This is a genomic window from Halomonas sp. B23F22_3 (assembly GCF_043496965.1).
GTDB lineage: Bacteria > Pseudomonadota > Gammaproteobacteria > Pseudomonadales > Halomonadaceae > Halomonas.
Genome location: NZ_JBIEKG010000001.1, coordinates 275,943 through 293,344 on the forward strand (window position 1 = coordinate 275,943; position 17,402 = coordinate 293,344).

A 17,402-nucleotide genomic window follows, 5' to 3' on the forward strand; every position below is an offset into this window, starting at 1 on the left:
GAGCCATCATGGCGACCGGCAGCACCGTCATCGGCCGGGGTCCCCACCGGCGAGACGAGGCGATGCCGGTGGCGATGTGGCCGTCCCGATCAGGCGGCCTGGCGCCGACCGTTGCTCACGGCCTGTATGGCCAGGGCGGTATCCAGCATGCGGTTGGAGAAGCCCCACTCGTTGTCGTACCAGGCCATGACCTTCACCAGCCGACCGTTCACTCGCGTGTGGTTGGCATCGAAGGTGGAGGAGTTGGCGTCATGGTTGAAGTCGATCGACACCAGCGGTTGGGCGTTCACCGAGAGCACCGGAGCCCCTTCGGCCGCCCGGGCGACGATGGCGTTGATCTCGTCCCGAGAGGTATCACGACTCGCAGTGAAGGTCAGGTCCACCAGCGAGACGTTGATCAGCGGCACCCGCACCGCCAGGCCGTCCAGCCGGCCATCGAGTTCCGGCAGCACCAGCCCCACCGCGGCCGCGGCACCGGTCTTGGTGGGAATCATCGAGTGGGTGGCGCTGCGCGCCCGGTAGGGGTCGGAGTGGTAGACGTCGGAGAGATTCTGGTCGTTGGTGTAGGCGTGCACCGTGGTCATCAGGCCATTCTCGATGCCCACCGTCTCGTGCAGCGCCTGGGCCACCGGCGCCAGGCAGTTGGTGGTACAGGAGGCGTTGGACACCACCCGGTGCTCGGCCTTGAGCATGTCCTCGTTGACGCCGTATACCACGGTGGCATCGGCGTCGGGGCTGGGCGCCGAGACCAGTACCCGGTCGGCGCCGGCGGCGAGATGCCTGGCGGCATCTGCCCGCTTGGTGAACAGTCCGGTGCACTCCATCACCAGATCCACCCCCAGGGCCTCCCAGGGCAGCTTCGTCGGGTCGCGCTCGGAGAGGATCTCGATGCGGTCACCATCGACGGTCAGACTGCGCTCATCGTGGTCCACCTTGAAAGGGAAGTGGCCGTGGACGGTGTCGTGGCGCAGCAAGTGAGCATTGAGCGCCGGATCACCGAGGTCGTTGATGGCCACCACCTGGACGCGGTCGCGGTAGCCACCTTCGTAGAGAGCGCGAAACACGTTGCGGCCGATGCGACCGAAACCGTTGATGGCGATCTTGAGCGTCATGATGTCTTCCTCTCGATCCAGACTTTGCCGTCTTGTGGGTTGGGCTGAGCCGTGGAGCGACGGGGCATGCCGCGTTACGCCCTGCCTGCCGGGCAGGGCGACGACTCATCTGCCAACAATCGTCGCGCACGCCGGTCCGGGAGACAAGTTTTTTTCGTAAACTTACCACTTGCATCGAAGAGAAAGACTCCGAGATACGATTCAACCCATTGACGACCAGGGGAAGATCGCCGCCATATCGCACCAAGGCAGCAGCACATAGACCTTCGTCTAAGGCGCAATATTTAGTAAAATAACCACACTTACAGTATCGTGTCCGACAACCTCGCGATCGGCGACGTTCCGCCGCCGGCACGCTATCGTTTCCACAGGAGAGCCCGGCATGACGCACCGCCCCACCCCCCTTCGCCGCACCAAGATCGTCGCCACCCTGGGCCCGGCCAGCGACCGGGAGGGCGTGCTGGAAGAGATGCTGTCCGCCGGCGTCGACGTGGTGCGTCTCAACTTCTCCCACGGCACGCCCGACGATCACCGCCAGCGCCTGGCGCGGGTGCGTGAGATCGCCGCGCGCCTGGGCCGCAGCGTCGCCGCGCTGGGCGACCTGCAGGGCCCCAAGATCCGCATCGCCCGCTTCAAGGAGGGCGCCGTGACCCTGGAGGAGGGCCAGTCCTTCATCCTCGACATGGGCCTGGACGGCGATCAGGGCGACGCCACCCGGGTCGGCTGTGACTACAAGACCCTGGCCGACGACGTCGCCCCGGGCGACCGCCTGCTGCTCGACGACGGTCGGCTGGTGCTCGACGTCAATCGCGTCGTCGACCACCTGATCCACACCAGCGTGGTGGTAGGCGGCAAGCTCTCCAACAACAAGGGCATCAACAAGCAGGGCGGCGGCCTCTCCGCCCCGGCGCTGACCGACAAGGACCGCGCCGACCTCGCGACCGCCGTCGACATCGGCGTCGACTACCTGGCGATCTCCTTCCCGCGCAGCGCCGCCGACATGCTCGAGGCCCGCGAGCTGCTCGGCGAGGCCGGCAAGGAGATCGGCCTGGTGGCCAAGCTCGAGCGCGCCGAGGCGGTGGCCGACGACGCCACCCTGGACGGCATCATCCGCGCCAGCGAGGCGGTGATGGTGGCCCGCGGCGATCTCGGCGTGGAGATCGGCGATGCCAAGCTGATCGGCACCCAGAAGCGCATCATCAAGCATGCCCGCACCCTGAACCGCGCGGTGATCACCGCCACCCAGATGATGGAGTCGATGATCGAGTCGCCGCTGCCCACCCGGGCCGAGGTGTTCGACGTGGCCAACGCGGTGCTCGACGGCACCGACGCGGTGATGCTCTCCGCCGAGACCGCCGCCGGCGACTTCCCGGTGGAGACCATCGAGGCGATGGACCGGGTCTGCCTCGGTGCCGAGCGCGAGCGGCGCGCCCAGGAGTCCGGCCACCGCATCCACGAGGGCTTCAGCCGCATCGACGAGACCATCGCGCTCTCGGCGATGTACGCCGCCAACCACCTGGCCGGGGTGGCCGCCATCGCCTGCATGACCGCGTCGGGTTACACGCCGCTGATCGCCTCGCGCATCAGCTCGGGGCTGCCGATCATCGGCCTGGCCCACAACCCGGTCGCCCAGCGGCGCATGGCGCTCTATCGCGGGGTGGTCTCGCTGCCCTTCGACACCAGCGAGATGACGGCCGCCGAGCTCAACGACCGGGCCCTGGCGCTGCTGGTTCGCCAGGGCATCGCCGAGCCGGGCGACCACGTGATCCTCACCCGGGGCGATCACATGAACGCCCACGGCGGCACCAACACCCTGAGAATCCTCGACGTGGGGACACAGCATGAGTGAGGTCCGCCGCACCCTGCCGGCCCCAAAGCGCATTGCCCTGATCGCCCACGACGGGAAGAGGAACGAGATGCTCGAGAGGGCCGGGCGCTGGATCTCCGGCCGGGCCACCGACTGACCATACCGCCAAACACAACCGACGAGGTCCACGATGTTCCAGCTTACCCGCAGCGTCACCTGGCAGGCCCTCACCCGCCTGCATGCCCAGACCCGCCACGACCGCATCCGTGACTACTTCACCGCCGACCCCCAGCGCTTCGAGAAGATGAGCCTGCGCGTGGGCGGCCTGTTTCTCGATTACTCCAAGCACCAGATCTCCGACGAGGTGCTCGACAAGCTGATCGAGCTCGCCGATCATTCGGCACTGGTGCAGCGCCGTGCCCAGATGTTCTCCGGCGACATCATCAACGTCACCGAGAACCGGCCTGTCCTCCATACCGCCCTGCGCAATCTCGGCGAGGGACCGCTGATGGTCGACGGCCAGGACGTGATGCCGGAGATTCAGCGCACCCGCGAGCAGATCCGCACTTTCTCCGAGGCGGTGCGCAACGGTGAGTGGACGGGCTTCGATGGCCAGCGCATTCGCGATGTGGTCAACATCGGCATCGGCGGTTCGGACCTGGGGCCCAACATGGCCTGCCGGGCGCTGCTCAAGCATCGCCACCCGGAACTGAACTTCCATTTCGTCTCCAACGTCGACGGCGCCCATATCCAGAAGGTGCTCAACCGCCTCGATCCGGCCACCACCCTGTTCATCGTCTCCACCAAGACCTTCTCCACCCAGGAGACGCTGCTCAACGCCCATACCGCGCGCCGCTGGTTCCTGGACAATGCCGGCCCGGAGGGCGACGTCGGCGCCCATTTCATCGCCGCCTCCACCAACAAGGCGGCGGCCATGGAATTCGGCATCCGCGAGGAGAATGTCTTCGAGTTCTGGGCCTGGGTCGGCGGGCGCTACTCCATGTGGTCATCGATCGGCCTGCCCATCGCCCTGGCCATCGGCTTCGAAGGCTTCATGGAAATGCTCGAGGGCGCCTACGCGATGGACCAGCATTTCCTGACCGCTCCCACGGCCGCCAACATGCCGGTGCTGATGGCACTGATCGGCATCTGGTATATCAACTTCCAGGGGGCCGAGACTCAGGCCATCGTGCCCTACGACCAGGCGCTGCATCAGCTGCCGGCCTTCCTGCAGCAGCTCGACATGGAGTCCAACGGCAAGTCGGTGGATATCTTCGGCCGGCCGGTGGACTACAAGACCGGGCCCATCGTCTGGGGCCAGACCGGCTCCAACGGCCAGCATGCCTTCTTCCAGCTGCTCCACCAGGGCACCCGCTACGTACCCATCGACTTCATTGCGTCGCTCAAGCCCGAGTCCGGCATGGAAGACCACCATTTCGCCCTGCTCACCAACATGCTGGCCCAGGCCAATGCCTTCATGGAGGGCAGCGCCACGGGCGGTGAACTCGACCCCTACAGCTGCCCGGGCAACCGTCCCTCCAGCACCCTGCTGCTCGACGAGCTGACGCCGAAGAATCTCGGCGCGCTGATCGCCCTCTACGAGCACAAGGTGTTCGTCCAGGGAGTCATCTGGAACATCAACTCCTTCGACCAGTGGGGCGTGCAGCTCGGCAAGCGCATCGCCGGCGAGATCAGCGAACGCCTCGACGCCCACAGTCAGGACTTCGACGCCTCCACCCAGGGGCTGCTGCGGCTGGTCCGGGAACAGCTGCACACGCGCGACAGCCCATCGGCCCCACCCACGCGCCGAAGCAAGAAGCGCCGCAACGCCTGATCCACGCCGCCTTTATCGCCCGCCGGGCATCGTGATTCGATGCCCGGCGGACGCTTGTGGCGCCGGGCACCGGAAGAAGAAAAAAAGCCCCGGCAGGAGGCCGGGGCAACAGGACAGCGTGGCTATCGAGAAAGCAGCAAGGGAGAGGCCGCAGCGAGCTTTCAGTGGTGGAAGCGGTCGGCCACCTCCCGCGCGAGCCGGCGGATGGCGCTCCAGTCGCCGGCGTCGACCAGCGATTTCGGGGTCAACCAGGTGCCGCCCACGCACATCACGTTGGGCAGCGCCAGGTAGTCCCCGGCATTGTCCGGGTTGATCCCCCCGGTAGGACAGAAGCGGGCCTCGGCGATCGGCCCGGCGAAGGCCTTGAGCGCCTTGGTCCCGCCGCTCGCCTCGGCGGGGAAGAACTTGAAGCGGCGATAGCCGAACTGCCAGCCGATCATCAGCTCGGAGACGGTGGCGATGCCCGGCAGCATCGGTACCGGGCTCGACACGCCGTAGCGATAGAGCGCCTCGGTGGTGCCCGGGGTTACCACGAAGTCGGCGCCCACCTGCTCCGCCTGGCGATATTGGGACGGCGTCAGCACGGTCCCCACGCCGATGCTGACATGGGGCAGCGCCGCCTTGATGCGCCGGATGGCCTCCAGGGCGCAGTCGGTGCGCAGGGTGATCTCGAGGACGGTGATGCCGCCCTCGACCAGCGCCGTGGCCAGCGGCACGGCATCCTCCACGCGCTGGATGGCCAGTACCGGGATCACCTCGGCCTTGAGGCAGATGCTGTCGAGCTCGGTAGTGCGAGTGGAGGGCAGCTGCTTGTCGATCGTCATGTCATTGCTCCAGAAAGTCGGACGCGGGGTCAGGGGGCCCAGTAGATGGCTGCCGGGCAGGCCAGGAAGGCGCGGATGGGCAAGTCACGGGCATCGTCGCCGGACAGAGCCCGGGCCAGGACGTCACGCTTGTCATCCCCGGTGATGTGCAGGAAGTGGCGCCGGGCCCGATGCAGCCATTCGGCGCTCAGGGTGATGCGCGGCTGGGGCTGGCTCGGCGTGCGCACCGCCACCAGCGGTGCTTCCGTGGTCAGCGCCAGGCCCAGCTCACGGCTGTCGGGAAACAGCGAAGCGGTATGGCCGTCGCCGCCCATGCCCAGCACCACGGCGCTGGCCGGCCAGGCCAGGTCCGCGAGGCGTGCCGCCACCTCATCGACCCCCTGCTCGGGCGTCTCGGCGCCACTGGTCAGGGGAACGAAGGCAGCCTCGGCGGCCGGCCCCTGCAGCAGGTGCTCGCGCACCAGGCGGGCATTGCTGTCGGCGGACTCCTCGGCCACCCAGCGCTCGTCGGCCAGCGTCACCTCGATGCGCGCCCAGGGCAGGTCCATGGCAGCCAGGGCCTCGAAGAAGGGCACCGGAGTCGAGCCGCCGGAGACCACCAGCAGGGCACGCTCACGCTCAGCCAGGTCGAGGCGCAGCGCCTCGGCCACGGCCTCGGCGAGCTGCCGGGCCAGGGCCTCGCGGGGGGCAAGTGTCGTCTCGCTCATGTCAGTAATCCTCATACCAGCTGCGGCCATCCTGGGTAATCATCGCGATCGAGGCCACCGGCCCCCAGGAACCGGCCGGATAGCGCCGAGGCGGCTCGTCGCGGTCGGTCCAGGCGGCGACCAGGCTATCGCACCACTGCCAGGCGTGCTCGACCTCGTCGCGACGCACGAAGAGGTACTGCTGGCCCTTCATCACTTCCAGCAGCAGGCGCTCATAGGCGTCCGGGATCCGCGTCTTGGGAAAGGCGCTGCTGAAGTCCAGGTGCAGCGGGCCACGGCGCAGGCGCATGCCCTTGTCCAGGCCGCTGTCCTTGGTCAGCACCTCCAGGGCGATGCCCTCCTCCGGCTGCAGGCGGATCACCAGCTTGTTGGCGGCGAGCCCGCGCTGGTCGGGATCGAAGATGTAGTGCGGCTGCTGGCGGAAATGGATGATGATCTGGGAGAGCTTCTCCGGCATGCGCTTGCCGGTGCGCAGGTAGAAGGGCACCCCGGCCCAACGCCAGTTGGCCACGCCGGTCTTCATGGCCACGAAGGTCTCGGTGTGGCTGTCGGTGTTGGCCCCCTCCTCCTCGAGGTAGCCGGGCACGGCCTGGCCGTCGTGGGTACCGGCCATGTACTGGCCACGCACCACGTCGCGCCCCAGCATGTCGTCGGTGAAGGGCTTGAGCGCCTTCAATACCTTGACTTTCTCGTCGCGGATGGCATCGGCATCCAGGTTGGCTGGCGGGTCCATGGCGATCAGGCAGACCAGCTGCAGCAGGTGGTTCTGCACCATGTCGCGCAGCTGGCCGGCCTCGTCGAAGTAGCCCCAGCGCCCCTCGATGCCCACCTTCTCGGCCACGGTGATCTCGACGTGGGAGATATGGTTCTGGTTCCACTGGGTGCCGAACAGCGGGTTGGCGAAGCGCAGCGCGATCAGGTTCTGCACCGTCTCCTTACCCAGGTAATGATCGATGCGGTAGACCCGGGACTCAGGGAAGACCGCGCCGATGGCGTCGTTGACCTCGGCGGAGGAGTCGAGGTCGTGGCCGATGGGCTTCTCGACCACCACGCGGCTCTGGTCATCCAGGCTGCCACTCGCCTCGAGGTGGCGGCAGATGTCGCCGTAGATCTTCGCCCCCACCGAGAGGTAGACGACCATGGGGCGCTGCAACCCGTCCTGGCGCCACTCGCGCACGGCGCCATAGCCCTCGGGCTCGAGGAAGTCGAGCTGCAGGAAGTCCAGGCGGGCGAGGAAGCGCTTCAGCACCGCCCGATCGAGCTCCCCGGCCTTGACGTGGGTCTTGAGCGACGCCTCGACCCGGCTCCGGAAGCCTTCCCGGTCGAGCTCCTGGCGCGCCAGCCCCAGCAGGCGGGTGCCGTCGTCGAGGAGCCCCTCGCGGTCGAGATGATAGAGCGCCGGAAAGAGCTTGCGCTGGGCCAGGTCCCCGAGCGCACCGAACAGCGCCAGGTCGATTTCCGTGCTGCCGGCACCGGTGGCCCGGGCATCGCCGGGTCGCTTGCGTTGTGTCATGTCCGCCCCGTCTGGTTAACTTACCCAAAAAATAGCGTAAGCAGCATGCCTGCTGCAAACTATTTATGTAAGTTTACTACAAAATAAAGGGATCGATAAACGCCGCCGCCCGCCCCTTTGCGCTTCCCTCAGGATAGCCAGCATAATGTAGTTAAATCACCACATCACCCATGTTTCATCCTGCGCCGCCGAGGGCGCCTCGCCGGAGACTGCATCGCCCATGGTCAGACACGATCTGCTCGACCGCATCCGCCGCCAGCTCGACGAGCTCAACCGATCCGAACGCAAGGTAGCCGACGTCATCCTGACCGACCCGGCGTCGGCCACCAGCATGAGCATCGCCACCCTGGCCCAGCTCGCCTCGGTCAGCGAGCCCACGGTCAACCGCTTCTGCCGCAGCTTCGACGCCAAGGGCTATCCCGACTTCAAGATCAAGCTGGCCCAGAGCCTGGCCGGCGGCACGCCCTACGTGAGCCAGGCGGTGGAGCCGGACGACGCCGCCGCGGACTACACCGGCAAGATCTTCGGCGCGACCATCGCCGCGCTGGATCTGGCCCGCCGCGAGGTCGCCCCGGAGCGCATCGAGCGTGTCGTCGACTACCTGATCCAGGCGCGGCAGCTGCACTTCTTCGGCCTGGGCGCCTCGGGCGCCGTGGCCCAGGATGCCCAGCACAAGTTCTTCCGCTTCAACCTGCCGGTCACCGCCTATATCGACGTGCTGATGCAGCGCATGGTAGCCGCCGCCTGCCACACCGGCGATGTGGTCGTGGTGCTCTCCTGGACCGGACGCACCCGGGACCTGGTCGACATCGCCCGGCTGGCCCGGGAGAACGGGGCCGTGGTGCTCGGCATCACCGCCCCCGACTCGCCGCTCGCCGCCGAGTGCACCGAGACCCTGGAGGTCTCGACGCCCGAGGATACCGACTATTACATGCCCATGACCTCGCGGATGATCCAGCTGACGCTGATCGACGTGCTGGCCACCGGCATGACCCTGCGCCGCGGCGAGGACTTCCTGCCCCACTTGAAGAAGATCAAGGACAGCCTCAAGCCGACCCGCTACCCCGTCGACGGTCGCGACCCGGCCTGATACGCAGAGCGGTATCGTGGCTCAGGGCTATTACAGTTAGCGTGATTACTCGGGGCTGATCCGCCGACAGGTCCCGAAGTGTCGGACCATCGAGGGGGCGCTGTGAACCCCTCCGTGGGCGCTACCTACGCCCTGCTTCGCTTTCGCGTCCCGCTCCGCTTGCAGGGCCGGTGCTGGCCATCCTTGGCCAGCCCGTTCGAAGCGATGCTTCTCACCCCTGGCGTAGGACCCACTCTTCGACCTATCCCCGGCGCCCCTCGTAAGATCCAACTGCAATTGCTCTGAAGCGGGGCCGGCCCGACTTGCCAGGCCGGCGGGGAGGCACAACAATGGCGGGCCCTTCACCACACCGGAGATCGCCATGCGCTGGCTTGCCGTACCCGCCGCCGCCCTCGCCCTGTTTGCACAGGGCGCCGCCGCCGACACCTTCCGCTTCACCGCCATTCCCGACGAGAACCAGTCGCGGCTGATCGAGCGCTTCTCCAAGGTCGCCGACTACCTCGAGACGCGGCTGGACGTCGACGTGGAGTACGTGCCGGTGAAGTCCTACGGCGCCTCGGTCAGCGCCTTTCGCAACGACCAGGTCCAGCTGGCCTGGTTCGGCGGCCTCTCCGGGGTGCAGGCGCGCCGCCTGGTGCCGGGCTCCGAGGCCCTGGCCCAGGGCAGCGAGGACGCCGAGTTCAAGAGCTACCTCATCGCTCACCGCTCCACCGGCCTGGAGCCCGCCGAGACCCTCCCCGAGGCGATCGAGGGCATGAGCCTGACCTTCGGCTCGCGCACCTCCACCTCCGGGCGCCTGATGCCCGAGCACTTCCTGCGTGAGCGTTTCGACGCCGCCCCCGACGAGCTCTTCTCCCGGGTCGGCTTCTCCGGCGACCATTCGCGCACCATCGCCCTGGTCGAGGCCGGCACCTGGGAGCTCGGCGCGGTCAACTTCAGCGTCTGGGACGCCGCGGTCGCCGACGGCCGGGTCGATACCGACAAGGTCGAGGTGATCTGGGAAACGCCCCCCTACCCCGACTACAACTGGACGGTGCGCGGCGACGTCGACGAGCGGTTCGGCGAGGGCTTCACCGACCGGGTGCGCGCGGCCCTGCTCGAGATGGACGACCCCGACCTGCTGGCGAGCTTCCCGCGCGAGGGCTTCATTCCCGCCGATAATGCCCTCTACGCGCCCATCGAAGACGTCGCCGAAGAGCTCGGCCTGCTGCGCTGATGGGCGCGTCGCTGCTCGCCCTGGAGGGCGTCGACCTGGGTCACGGCGACCAGGTGGTGCTGCCGGGGCTGCGCCTCGGCCTGCACCACGGCGAGCGCGTGGCCCTGCTCGGCCAGAGCGGCGCCGGCAAGTCGACCCTGCTTCACGAGCTGCGACAGCGGCTGGGCGAGGCGGCCGCCTGGTGCCCCCAGCAGCATGGCCTGGTGCCGGGGCTCGCGGTCTACCACAACGTCTACATGGGGCGCCTCGCCGAGCACTCGGCGCTGGCCAACCTGTGGAACCTGGTCCGCCCGTTGGCCGGGCCCTGGGGTCAGGTCGCCGAGCTCTGCGACGCCCTGGGCCTGGCGGGACTGATGCGCCGGCCGGTGGGCCAGCTCTCCGGCGGCCAGCGCCAGCGGGTGGCCATCGCCCGGGCGCTCTACCAGCAGCGCACCCTGTTCCTCGGCGACGAGCCGGTGGCCAGCGTCGACCCTCACCAGGCGCTGCGCCTGCTCGAGCTGATCGACACGCGCCACGCCACCTCGGTGATCGCCCTCCACCAGCGTGAGCTGGCGCTCACCCACTTCGACCGGGTCTGGGGACTGCGCGATGGCCGGCTGGTGATCGACGCCCCGGCACACACGCTGTGCCTGGCCGACCTGGACGCCCTCTACCCGGATGCCGGCGGCGCCTCGGCCGGGGGCGAGCGCGACGGCAACGCGGAGCCGAGGCCTTGATCCCGCCCGCCCCGACGCGCGACGCGGCCCGCCCCGGCTGGCTCAGTGGCCAGAGCACGGGGCTGCGGCTGACTCGCCACACCCTGACGCTGGTGGCCCTGGCGGTGCTGCTCACGCCCTTCGCCGACCTCGCGGTCGTGACCCGAGATCCCTGGGGGGAGCTCGCGCGCATGGCCCAGGGCCTGGCCTGGCCGGCCTGGGGCGCGGTGGAGTCGCCCCTCGAGGCCCTGGGCCTGACCGTGGCGGCGGCCCTCTGGGGGACGCTGGGCGGGCTGCTGCTGGGCTTTCCCCTGGCGCTGCTGTTCGCCCGCTCGCGGCTGGTGCGCGCCGGCTGCGCCTTCGTGCGGGCGATCCATGAGCTCTTCTGGGCGCTGCTCTTCCTGCAGGTGTTCGGCCTCTCCGCCGCCACCGCGCTGATGGCCCTGGCCATCCCCTATGCCGGCATCTTCGCCAAGGTCTTCGCGGAGATCCTCGAGCAGATCCCCGGCGCGCCGCGTGACGCGCTGCCGCCCGGCGTCTCGCGCCTCTCGCGCTTCGTCTATGCGGAGCTGCCGCTGGCCTGGACGCGGCTCGCCGCCTACACCCGCTACCGCTTCGAGTGCGCCCTGCGGGCCAGCGTGCTGCTGGGCTTCGTCGGCCTGCCGACGCTGGGCTTCCAGCTGGAGACCGCCTTTCGCGAGGGACGCTACCACGAGGCCGGCGCGCTGCTGTGGCTCTTCTACCTGCTGATCGCAAGCCTGCCCTGGTGGGGACACCGCCGGCTGCTCCCGCTGCTGGTGATCGGTGGCGCCTTCCTGCTGGCCCCCTGGCCGGAGGTGAGCACAAGCCTGCTGTGGCGCTTCGTCAGCCAGGACATCTGGCCGCCGGCGCTGATGGCGGGGGACTGGGAGGGACTCATCGACTGGCTGGCGCGGGTGCCGGAGCTCGGCCCCGCCATCGGCAACACCCTGCTGCTCGGCCTGCTGGGCAGCGTCGGGGCGCTGTTGGTGGCCCTGGCGCTCTGGCCGCTCGCCTGCCGCCACTTCGGCAACCCGGCGACCCGACTGGCCGGCCGGGGGCTGCTGCTGTTCCTGCGCTCGACCCCGGAGCTGATGCTGGCCTTTCTGTTCCTGCTGCTGCTGGGCCCGTCGCTGCTGCCCGCCTGGCTGGCGCTGTCGCTGCACAACGGCGCGCTGATCGCCTTCCTGGTGGCGCGCCACGCCGATGCGATCACCCCGGGCATGCCGGACGCCCGGGGCGTGGGGCGTTTCGCCTATGAGCTGCTGCCGCGGGTCTATCCGGGGATGCTGGCGCTGCTCTACTACCGTGCCGAGGTGATCCTGCGCGAGACGGCGATCCTCGGCATGCTGGGCGTGGCGACCCTGGGCTACTACATCGACGCCAACTTCGAGTACCTGCTGTTCGACGTCGCCTTCTTCCTGCTGCTGGTCACCGCGCTGCTCAACATCGCCGTGGACGCCCTCTCGCGGCGGCTGCGCCCGCGCGAGGCCGCCGTCATCGACGACCCCTGCCAGCGCTAGCCGGGCGGGCCGGGACGCGCCGCGTCCCGGCCGCGGCCATCAGCTGGTCGGCACCAGCGCGGTGACGGTGATCTCCACCTTCAGCTCGTCGGCGGGCAGCGGCGCGCAGACGCAGGTGCGGGCCGGGGCGTGGCCGGTGGGCACCCAGTCGTCCCAGACGGCGTTCATGGCGGCCACGTCGTTGCCGTCCTTGAGGTAGATCGTCGCCGAGAGCAGGTGCTCGCGGTCGGAGCCGATCTCGGCGAGCAGCGCATCGACGCGCGCCAGCATGCTCTGGGTCTGCTCGGTGATGTCGCCATGGCGCGCCTCGGGGCCGGCCACCTGGCCGCACAGCCAGGCCACGCCGTTGTGGATCACCGCGCGACTCATGCGCGCCTTGGTGTCGTGTCGTTCGATGCTCATCGTGATGCTCTCCGTCGAATAAAGGGTGTCGCCGAGTCACGCCGCCGTGGCGTCACTCGGCACAGTCGATGCACTTCAGCACCAGGGGATCGCGCTCCAGACGCCGAGCGTCGATCCAGTCACCGCAGGCGATGCATTCGCCGTACTCGCTCCGGTCGATGCGCGCCAGGGCGCCGGTGATGCGCTGCTGCGCCAGCTGGCGACGCTGCTCCTCGGCCTTGGCCATGGCCTGCCCCTGCAGGGCATCCATGCGCGACAGGCGCCCCACCGAGGTCTGGTCCAGCATCACGGTCTCGCGGGCCTCGCGGCCCGCCTCGCTCTGCGCCTGCAGCTCGGCGCGCAGCGCCTCGAGCCGCGCCACCAGGGCCGCCATGTCCAGTTCCGGGTGATTCATCGCCGCCTCCACCAAAGGGCACGGGTCGCCTCGCCGGCACGCCCGAAACGCCCGGCTGCTATCCTGTGGCGCTTCGGGCGACGCGGCCGCGACGGCCCATCTTGCCACCGTGGCCGGGTCATCGCACTCCCGTCGTGCCCGTCACGCCACCTCGGGCACGCCATCTCACTCCTGCCACCCTAGCCATGCCACCCCGGAGGTCATCATGGGCTATCGCATCCTGCTGCGGGATCATCGCGGACTGCTGAGCATCGCCTTTCTGGCGATGTTCTCCTCGAGCCTGGGGCAGAGCTTCTTCATCGGGCTCTTCCAGGCGCCGATCTCGGCGCGCCTTGGACTCAGCGCGGGCCAGTTCGGCACCGCCTACGCCCTGGTCACCCTGGCGGCCGGCTTCGCCATGCTGCGCGCCGGCCCGCTGATCGACTGGGTGGCGCCGCGACGCTTCGCCCTGGCGGTGCTCGGCGGCCTGCTCGCCGGGGTCATGCTGCTCACGCTCTCGCCCTGGTGGGTGGTGGGGGTGCTGGGGCTCGGGCTGGTGCGACTGTGCGGCCAGGGCATGATGTCCCATCTGGGCAACACCCTGGCCGGCCGCGAGTTCGAGCGCCTGCGCGGCCGCGCCCTGGGCCTTGCCGGCATGGGCATCATGCTGGGCGAGACGCTGCTGCCCCCGCTGATGGCGGCCCTGCTGGTGTGGCTGGGCTGGCAGCAGCTGTGGTGGCTGTTCGCGCTGCTCCTGGCCGCGCTCTGGGTGCCGCTGCTGCTGCGCGGTCCCTGGCCGGTGGCCCCCGGCAAGCGCCCGGTGCATGGTGAGCGCCGCCACGGGCCACGGCCCTTTCGCGAGGCGCGCTTCTGGCAGCTGCTGCCGCTGCTGATGATCCTGCCGGTGACCCTGACCGGGCTCTTCATCTACCAGGCGCGCATGACCGAGGACCTGGGCAGCTCGCTCCCCGTCTATGCCCTGGCCCTGACCGGCATGGGCATCGCCAAGCTGCCCGGCGCCCTGCTGGGCGGACGCTGGGTCGATCGCCTGGGGCCGGTGCGCCTGGCCCGGCTCTACCTGCTGCCCTTCGCCCTCGCCCTGGGGGTGGCCATCACCCTCGGCGGCCACCTCGGCATCTGGGCGCTGATGGTCGGCGGCGGGCTCGCCATGGGGGCCCAGGAGTCCATCGCCACCAGCCTGCTGGTGCGCCTGTGGGGGGCCGAGCACCTGGGCACGGTGCGCGCCACCCTGAGCGCCGCCATGGTCTTCTCCACCGGCATCGCCCCGGCGCTGCTGGGCGTGGCACTCGACCTCGGCGCCTCCTTCACCCTGGTGCTGGTCGGCATGCTGGCCTTCCTGGTCATCGGTTGGCTGCTGGCCCAGGGGGTGCTGGCGAGCCCCGAGGCCCGGGGCACCGACACGATCCCGGGGTAATACCCGTCCCGACACGACGACGCCGGCCCGAAGGCCGGCGTCGTCGTGTCGGGGAGGCGCGCGATCAGCGCAGCAGCAGCACCGGCAGGCTCGCGCGGCGCAGCATGGTGGTGGTGGTGCTGCCGACCAGCAGGTGGCGCACCCGCGAGTGGCCATAGGCGCCCATCACCAGCAGGTCGATGCCGTGCTCCTGCTGGTAGCCGCGCAGGGTCTCCTCGACGTCGCCGGCGCGGATCGCCCCCTCGGCCTCGTGGCCGGCCTCGCGCAGGGTCGAGAGTGCCCACTCGAGCTGCGAGCGGTGGTCGCCGGTCTCGGCGCCGACGATGACCACGTGCACCGGAATGCCGTTGAACAGCGGGCTCTTGGCCAGCATCTCGACGCCCTTGCGGGTGGTCTTGCTGCCGTCGAAGGCGATCATCACCCGCTCGGGGCGCGTGAAGGTCTCCGGCGCCATCAGGATCGGCCGGTGCAGGGTACGCACCACCCGCTCCAGGTTGGAGCCGAGGTGGTCGCTGGCCTGGTGGGCCCCCTCGCCACGCTTGCCGATCACCAGCAGGCGCATGTCGGCCTCGAGCTCGGCCAGTGTCTCCACCAGGGTGCCGTTGCGCTGGCGGGTGGCGGGCTGGGCCACGCCGTCCTCGACAGCCCGCTCCTTGGCCGCCTTGAGCATCAGCCGGCCCTGCTCCTGGGCCACCTTGGCGCGCTGCTCGTCCAGGTGGGCCAGCTCCTCGAGCAGGTGCTCCCGGGCGCCGAGCCCGAGGTTGCCGGAGAGGTCGGCCTCGGCGGTCTGCGGATGGTTGTCGACCACGTGCAGGAAGGTCAGCGGCGCCTCGAGCGCGAGGCTCGCCCAGGCCGCGTAGTCGCACACCCCTGCGGAAAACTGCGAGCCGTCGATGGCGGCCATCACCTGTTCTGTCATCGTCTAGTCCTGAAACTGGCGTGTGTTGTCGTCGCTTCCACGTTCTACCGGATCCGTCCGGCGGGTCAATGGCCGCCCATCAGCTTCTCGACGGCTTCCGGGTCGTCATGCACCGCATAGCGGTCGACGATGGTGGCGCTCGCCTCGTTGAGACCGATCAGCTCGACCTCGGTGCCCTCGCGGCGGAACTTGATCACCACCCGGTCCAGGGTCTGGACGGCGGTGATGTCCCAGAAGTGGGCGCGGGACAGGTCGATGGTGACCTTCTCCACGGTCTCCTTGAAGTCGAAGGCGTTCCCGAAGCGCTCGGAAGAGGCGAAGAACACCTGGCCCACCACCTTGTAGACGCGGTGGCCCTCCTCGGGGGTCTCGGCGCCGACGTAGAGGATGTTGCCGACCTTGTTGGCGAAGTTCATGGCGGCGAGCAGCACGCCGACGAAGACGCCGATGGCCAGGTTGTGGGTGCCGACGGTGACCGCCACGGTGGCCAGCATCACCATGTTGGTGCTCATCGGGTGCTTCTTGAGATCCTTGATGGAGCTCCAGCTGAAGGTGCCGATGGAGACCATGATCATCACCGCCACCAGGGCCGCCATGGGGATCTGCGAGACCCAGTCGGCGAGGAAGACCACCATCAGCAGCAGCACCACGCCGGCGATCAGGGTCGAGAGGCGCGTGCGGCCCCCGGACTTGATGTTGATGACCGACTGACCAATCATCGCGCAGCCCGCCATGCCGCCGATCAGGCCGGTGCCGAGGTTGGCCAGGCCCTGGCCCTTGCACTCGCGGTTCTTGTCGCTCTCGGTGTCGGTCAGGTCGTCGACGATGGTGGCGGTCATCATCGACTCCAGCAGGCCCACCACGGTGAGCATCACCGAGTAGGGCAGGATGATCATCAGGGTCTCGAGGGTCAGCGGCACCTCGGGCCACAGGAACACCGGCAGGGTGTCGGGCAGCTCGCCCATGTCGCCGACGGTACGGATTTCCATGCCGGTGAGCAGGTAGACCGCGGTCAGCACCAGGATGCAGACCAGCGGCGAGGGGAGCAGCTTGCCGACCTTCGGCAGGTAGGGGAAGCCGTAGATGATCGCCAGGCCCGCCGCCGTCATGGCGTAGACGTGCCAGGTGACGTCGGTCAGCTCCGGCAGCTGGGCCATGAAGATCAGGATCGCCAGGGCGTTGACGAAGCCGGTCACCACCGAGCGCGAGACGAAGCGCATCAGGTCGGCGAGGCGCAGGTAGCCGGCGATGATCTGGAAGACACCGGTGAGCAGGGTGGCGGCCAGCAGGTACTGCAGGCCGTGCTCCTTGACCAGGGTGACCATCAGCAGCGCCATGGCGCCGGTGGCCGCCGAGATCATGCCCGCCCGGCCGCCGGCGAAGGCAATGATCACCGCCATGGAGAAGGAGGCGTAGAGGCCCACCTTGGGATCGACGCCGGCGATGATGGAGAAGGCGATGGCCTCGGGGATCAGGGCCAGGGCCACGACGATCCCCGCCAGGGTGTCGCCCTTGAGGTTGGAGAACCAGCTCCGTTTCAGTGTCTCGTACATGCTGCGGTCCAGTCAGGGGTGGTGGAAGGGCCTTATGGCAGTCGGCGTGTCGGGTGCAGGCGTCCTCTCCCCCACCCGGGCGGCGAAACGCCATGGGCGAAGCGGGACGAATATCGCAAGAAAAGGCGCACGGGCATCGGCGCGGCGCCGCACGCTGCCCGGGGCGATGACGGCGGGCAACGCCGATGGAGGGGAGAGAGGCGCTAGGGCGGCGTGGCCGGCCCTGCCGGGGATGTCATCACGGTCTGCCGACTCCCTTGCTCTGCATCAGCGGGGCGGCGTGCAGCGAACGTGGCTGACGGCACCCGACGAAAGCGCCGGAGTCTAGCAGAGATGGCGCGGGGATGCAGCCGAGGCGCGGGACGTATCGGCGCGCCCCGC

General features: G+C 69.0%; 15 protein-coding genes and 1 pseudogene. 8 read left to right on the forward strand and 8 right to left on the reverse strand.

Features of this window, described 5'->3' with window-relative positions; translation table 11 throughout:
* Positions 1–89: 89 nt before the first annotated feature.
* Positions 90–1,112: a type I glyceraldehyde-3-phosphate dehydrogenase gene (gene gap / locus ACGTNG_RS01205; RefSeq protein ID WP_394575002.1), complete on the reverse strand. Its 1,023-nt coding sequence runs from the start codon at positions 1,110–1,112 to the stop codon at positions 90–92.
* Positions 1,113–1,494: 382 nt separating this feature from the next.
* On the opposite strand from gap, the gene pyk reads away from it, so the two are divergent.
* From pyk to pgi, 3 genes and pseudogenes are all read left to right on the forward strand, one after another.
* Positions 1,495–2,961 carry a pyruvate kinase gene (gene pyk, locus ACGTNG_RS01210; RefSeq protein ID WP_394575003.1) on the forward strand — a complete coding sequence of 489 codons (1,467 nt, stop codon included), beginning with the start codon at positions 1,495–1,497 and terminating at the stop codon, positions 2,959–2,961.
* Positions 2,954–3,052: pseudogene (locus ACGTNG_RS01215) on the forward strand (methylglyoxal synthase); the annotation flags it as partial. The gene pyk and the pseudogene ACGTNG_RS01215, both read left to right, overlap by 8 nt.
* Before the next feature lie 57 nt (positions 3,053–3,109).
* Positions 3,110–4,753 carry a glucose-6-phosphate isomerase gene (gene pgi / locus ACGTNG_RS01220; RefSeq protein ID WP_394575004.1) on the forward strand — a complete coding sequence of 548 codons (1,644 nt, stop codon included), beginning with the start codon at positions 3,110–3,112 and terminating at the stop codon, positions 4,751–4,753.
* Between the two features lie 161 nt (positions 4,754–4,914).
* Here the strand turns inward: pgi and ACGTNG_RS01225 are convergent, their stop codons facing one another.
* From ACGTNG_RS01225 to zwf, 3 genes are read right to left on the reverse strand one after another with little or no spacing between them, the layout of a single operon-like run.
* Positions 4,915–5,577, reverse strand: a complete 663-nt coding sequence (locus ACGTNG_RS01225; RefSeq protein WP_394575005.1) for a bifunctional 4-hydroxy-2-oxoglutarate aldolase/2-dehydro-3-deoxy-phosphogluconate aldolase — start codon at positions 5,575–5,577, stop codon at positions 4,915–4,917.
* A 29-nt stretch (positions 5,578–5,606) separates the two neighbouring features.
* Positions 5,607–6,284, reverse strand: coding sequence for a 6-phosphogluconolactonase (pgl, locus tag ACGTNG_RS01230; RefSeq protein ID WP_394575006.1), 678 nt, complete (start codon positions 6,282–6,284; stop codon positions 5,607–5,609).
* 1 nt (position 6,285) lies between these two features.
* Positions 6,286–7,797, reverse strand: coding sequence for a glucose-6-phosphate dehydrogenase (zwf, locus tag ACGTNG_RS01235; protein WP_394575007.1), 1,512 nt, complete (start codon positions 7,795–7,797; stop codon positions 6,286–6,288).
* Positions 7,798–8,017: 220 nt separating this feature from the next.
* Here zwf and ACGTNG_RS01240 point away from each other — a divergent pair, with 220 nt between their 5' ends.
* The 4 genes from ACGTNG_RS01240 to ACGTNG_RS01255 all read left to right on the forward strand — a co-directional run bounded on the left by ACGTNG_RS01240 (position 8,018) and on the right by ACGTNG_RS01255 (position 12,339).
* Entirely contained in the window at positions 8,018–8,887 is an 870-nt protein-coding gene (locus ACGTNG_RS01240) for a MurR/RpiR family transcriptional regulator (protein ID WP_394575008.1), read from the forward strand.
* Between the two features lie 361 nt (positions 8,888–9,248).
* Positions 9,249–10,103 (forward strand): putative selenate ABC transporter substrate-binding protein, encoded by an 855-nt coding sequence (locus ACGTNG_RS01245; RefSeq protein WP_394575009.1) that lies wholly within the window; start codon positions 9,249–9,251, stop codon positions 10,101–10,103.
* Positions 10,103–10,819 (forward strand): ATP-binding cassette domain-containing protein, encoded by a 717-nt coding sequence (locus ACGTNG_RS01250; RefSeq protein ID WP_394575010.1) that lies wholly within the window; start codon positions 10,103–10,105, stop codon positions 10,817–10,819. The genes ACGTNG_RS01245 and ACGTNG_RS01250 overlap by 1 nt, the downstream gene beginning before the upstream one ends.
* Positions 10,816–12,339: a PhnE/PtxC family ABC transporter permease gene (locus ACGTNG_RS01255; protein ID WP_394575011.1), complete on the forward strand. Its 1,524-nt coding sequence runs from the start codon at positions 10,816–10,818 to the stop codon at positions 12,337–12,339. The genes ACGTNG_RS01250 and ACGTNG_RS01255 overlap by 4 nt, the downstream gene beginning before the upstream one ends.
* Before the next feature lie 39 nt (positions 12,340–12,378).
* Here ACGTNG_RS01255 and ACGTNG_RS01260 read toward each other — a convergent pair whose 3' ends face one another.
* Both ACGTNG_RS01260 and ACGTNG_RS01265 read right to left on the reverse strand, forming a co-directional pair.
* The gene (locus ACGTNG_RS01260) at positions 12,379–12,741 is read right to left on the reverse strand and encodes a RidA family protein (RefSeq protein WP_394575012.1); all 363 of its coding nucleotides are present in this window, start codon (positions 12,739–12,741) and stop codon (positions 12,379–12,381) included.
* A gap of 52 nt (positions 12,742–12,793) precedes the next feature.
* Entirely contained in the window at positions 12,794–13,135 is a 342-nt protein-coding gene (locus tag ACGTNG_RS01265; RefSeq protein ID WP_394575013.1) for a TraR/DksA family transcriptional regulator, read from the reverse strand.
* A gap of 205 nt (positions 13,136–13,340) precedes the next feature.
* On the opposite strand from ACGTNG_RS01265, the gene ACGTNG_RS01270 reads away from it, so the two are divergent.
* A complete protein-coding gene (locus ACGTNG_RS01270; RefSeq protein ID WP_394575014.1) occupies positions 13,341–14,549 on the forward strand; it encodes an MFS transporter in 1,209 nt (402 codons plus the stop codon).
* A 64-nt stretch (positions 14,550–14,613) separates the two neighbouring features.
* Here ACGTNG_RS01270 and ACGTNG_RS01275 read toward each other — a convergent pair whose 3' ends face one another.
* Positions 14,614–15,468 (reverse strand): universal stress protein, encoded by an 855-nt coding sequence (locus ACGTNG_RS01275; protein WP_394575015.1) that lies wholly within the window; start codon positions 15,466–15,468, stop codon positions 14,614–14,616.
* Positions 15,469–15,533: 65 nt separating this feature from the next.
* Positions 15,534–17,021 (reverse strand): SulP family inorganic anion transporter, encoded by a 1,488-nt coding sequence (locus tag ACGTNG_RS01280; protein ID WP_394575016.1) that lies wholly within the window; start codon positions 17,019–17,021, stop codon positions 15,534–15,536.
* Between the last annotated feature and the right edge of the window lie 381 nt (positions 17,022–17,402).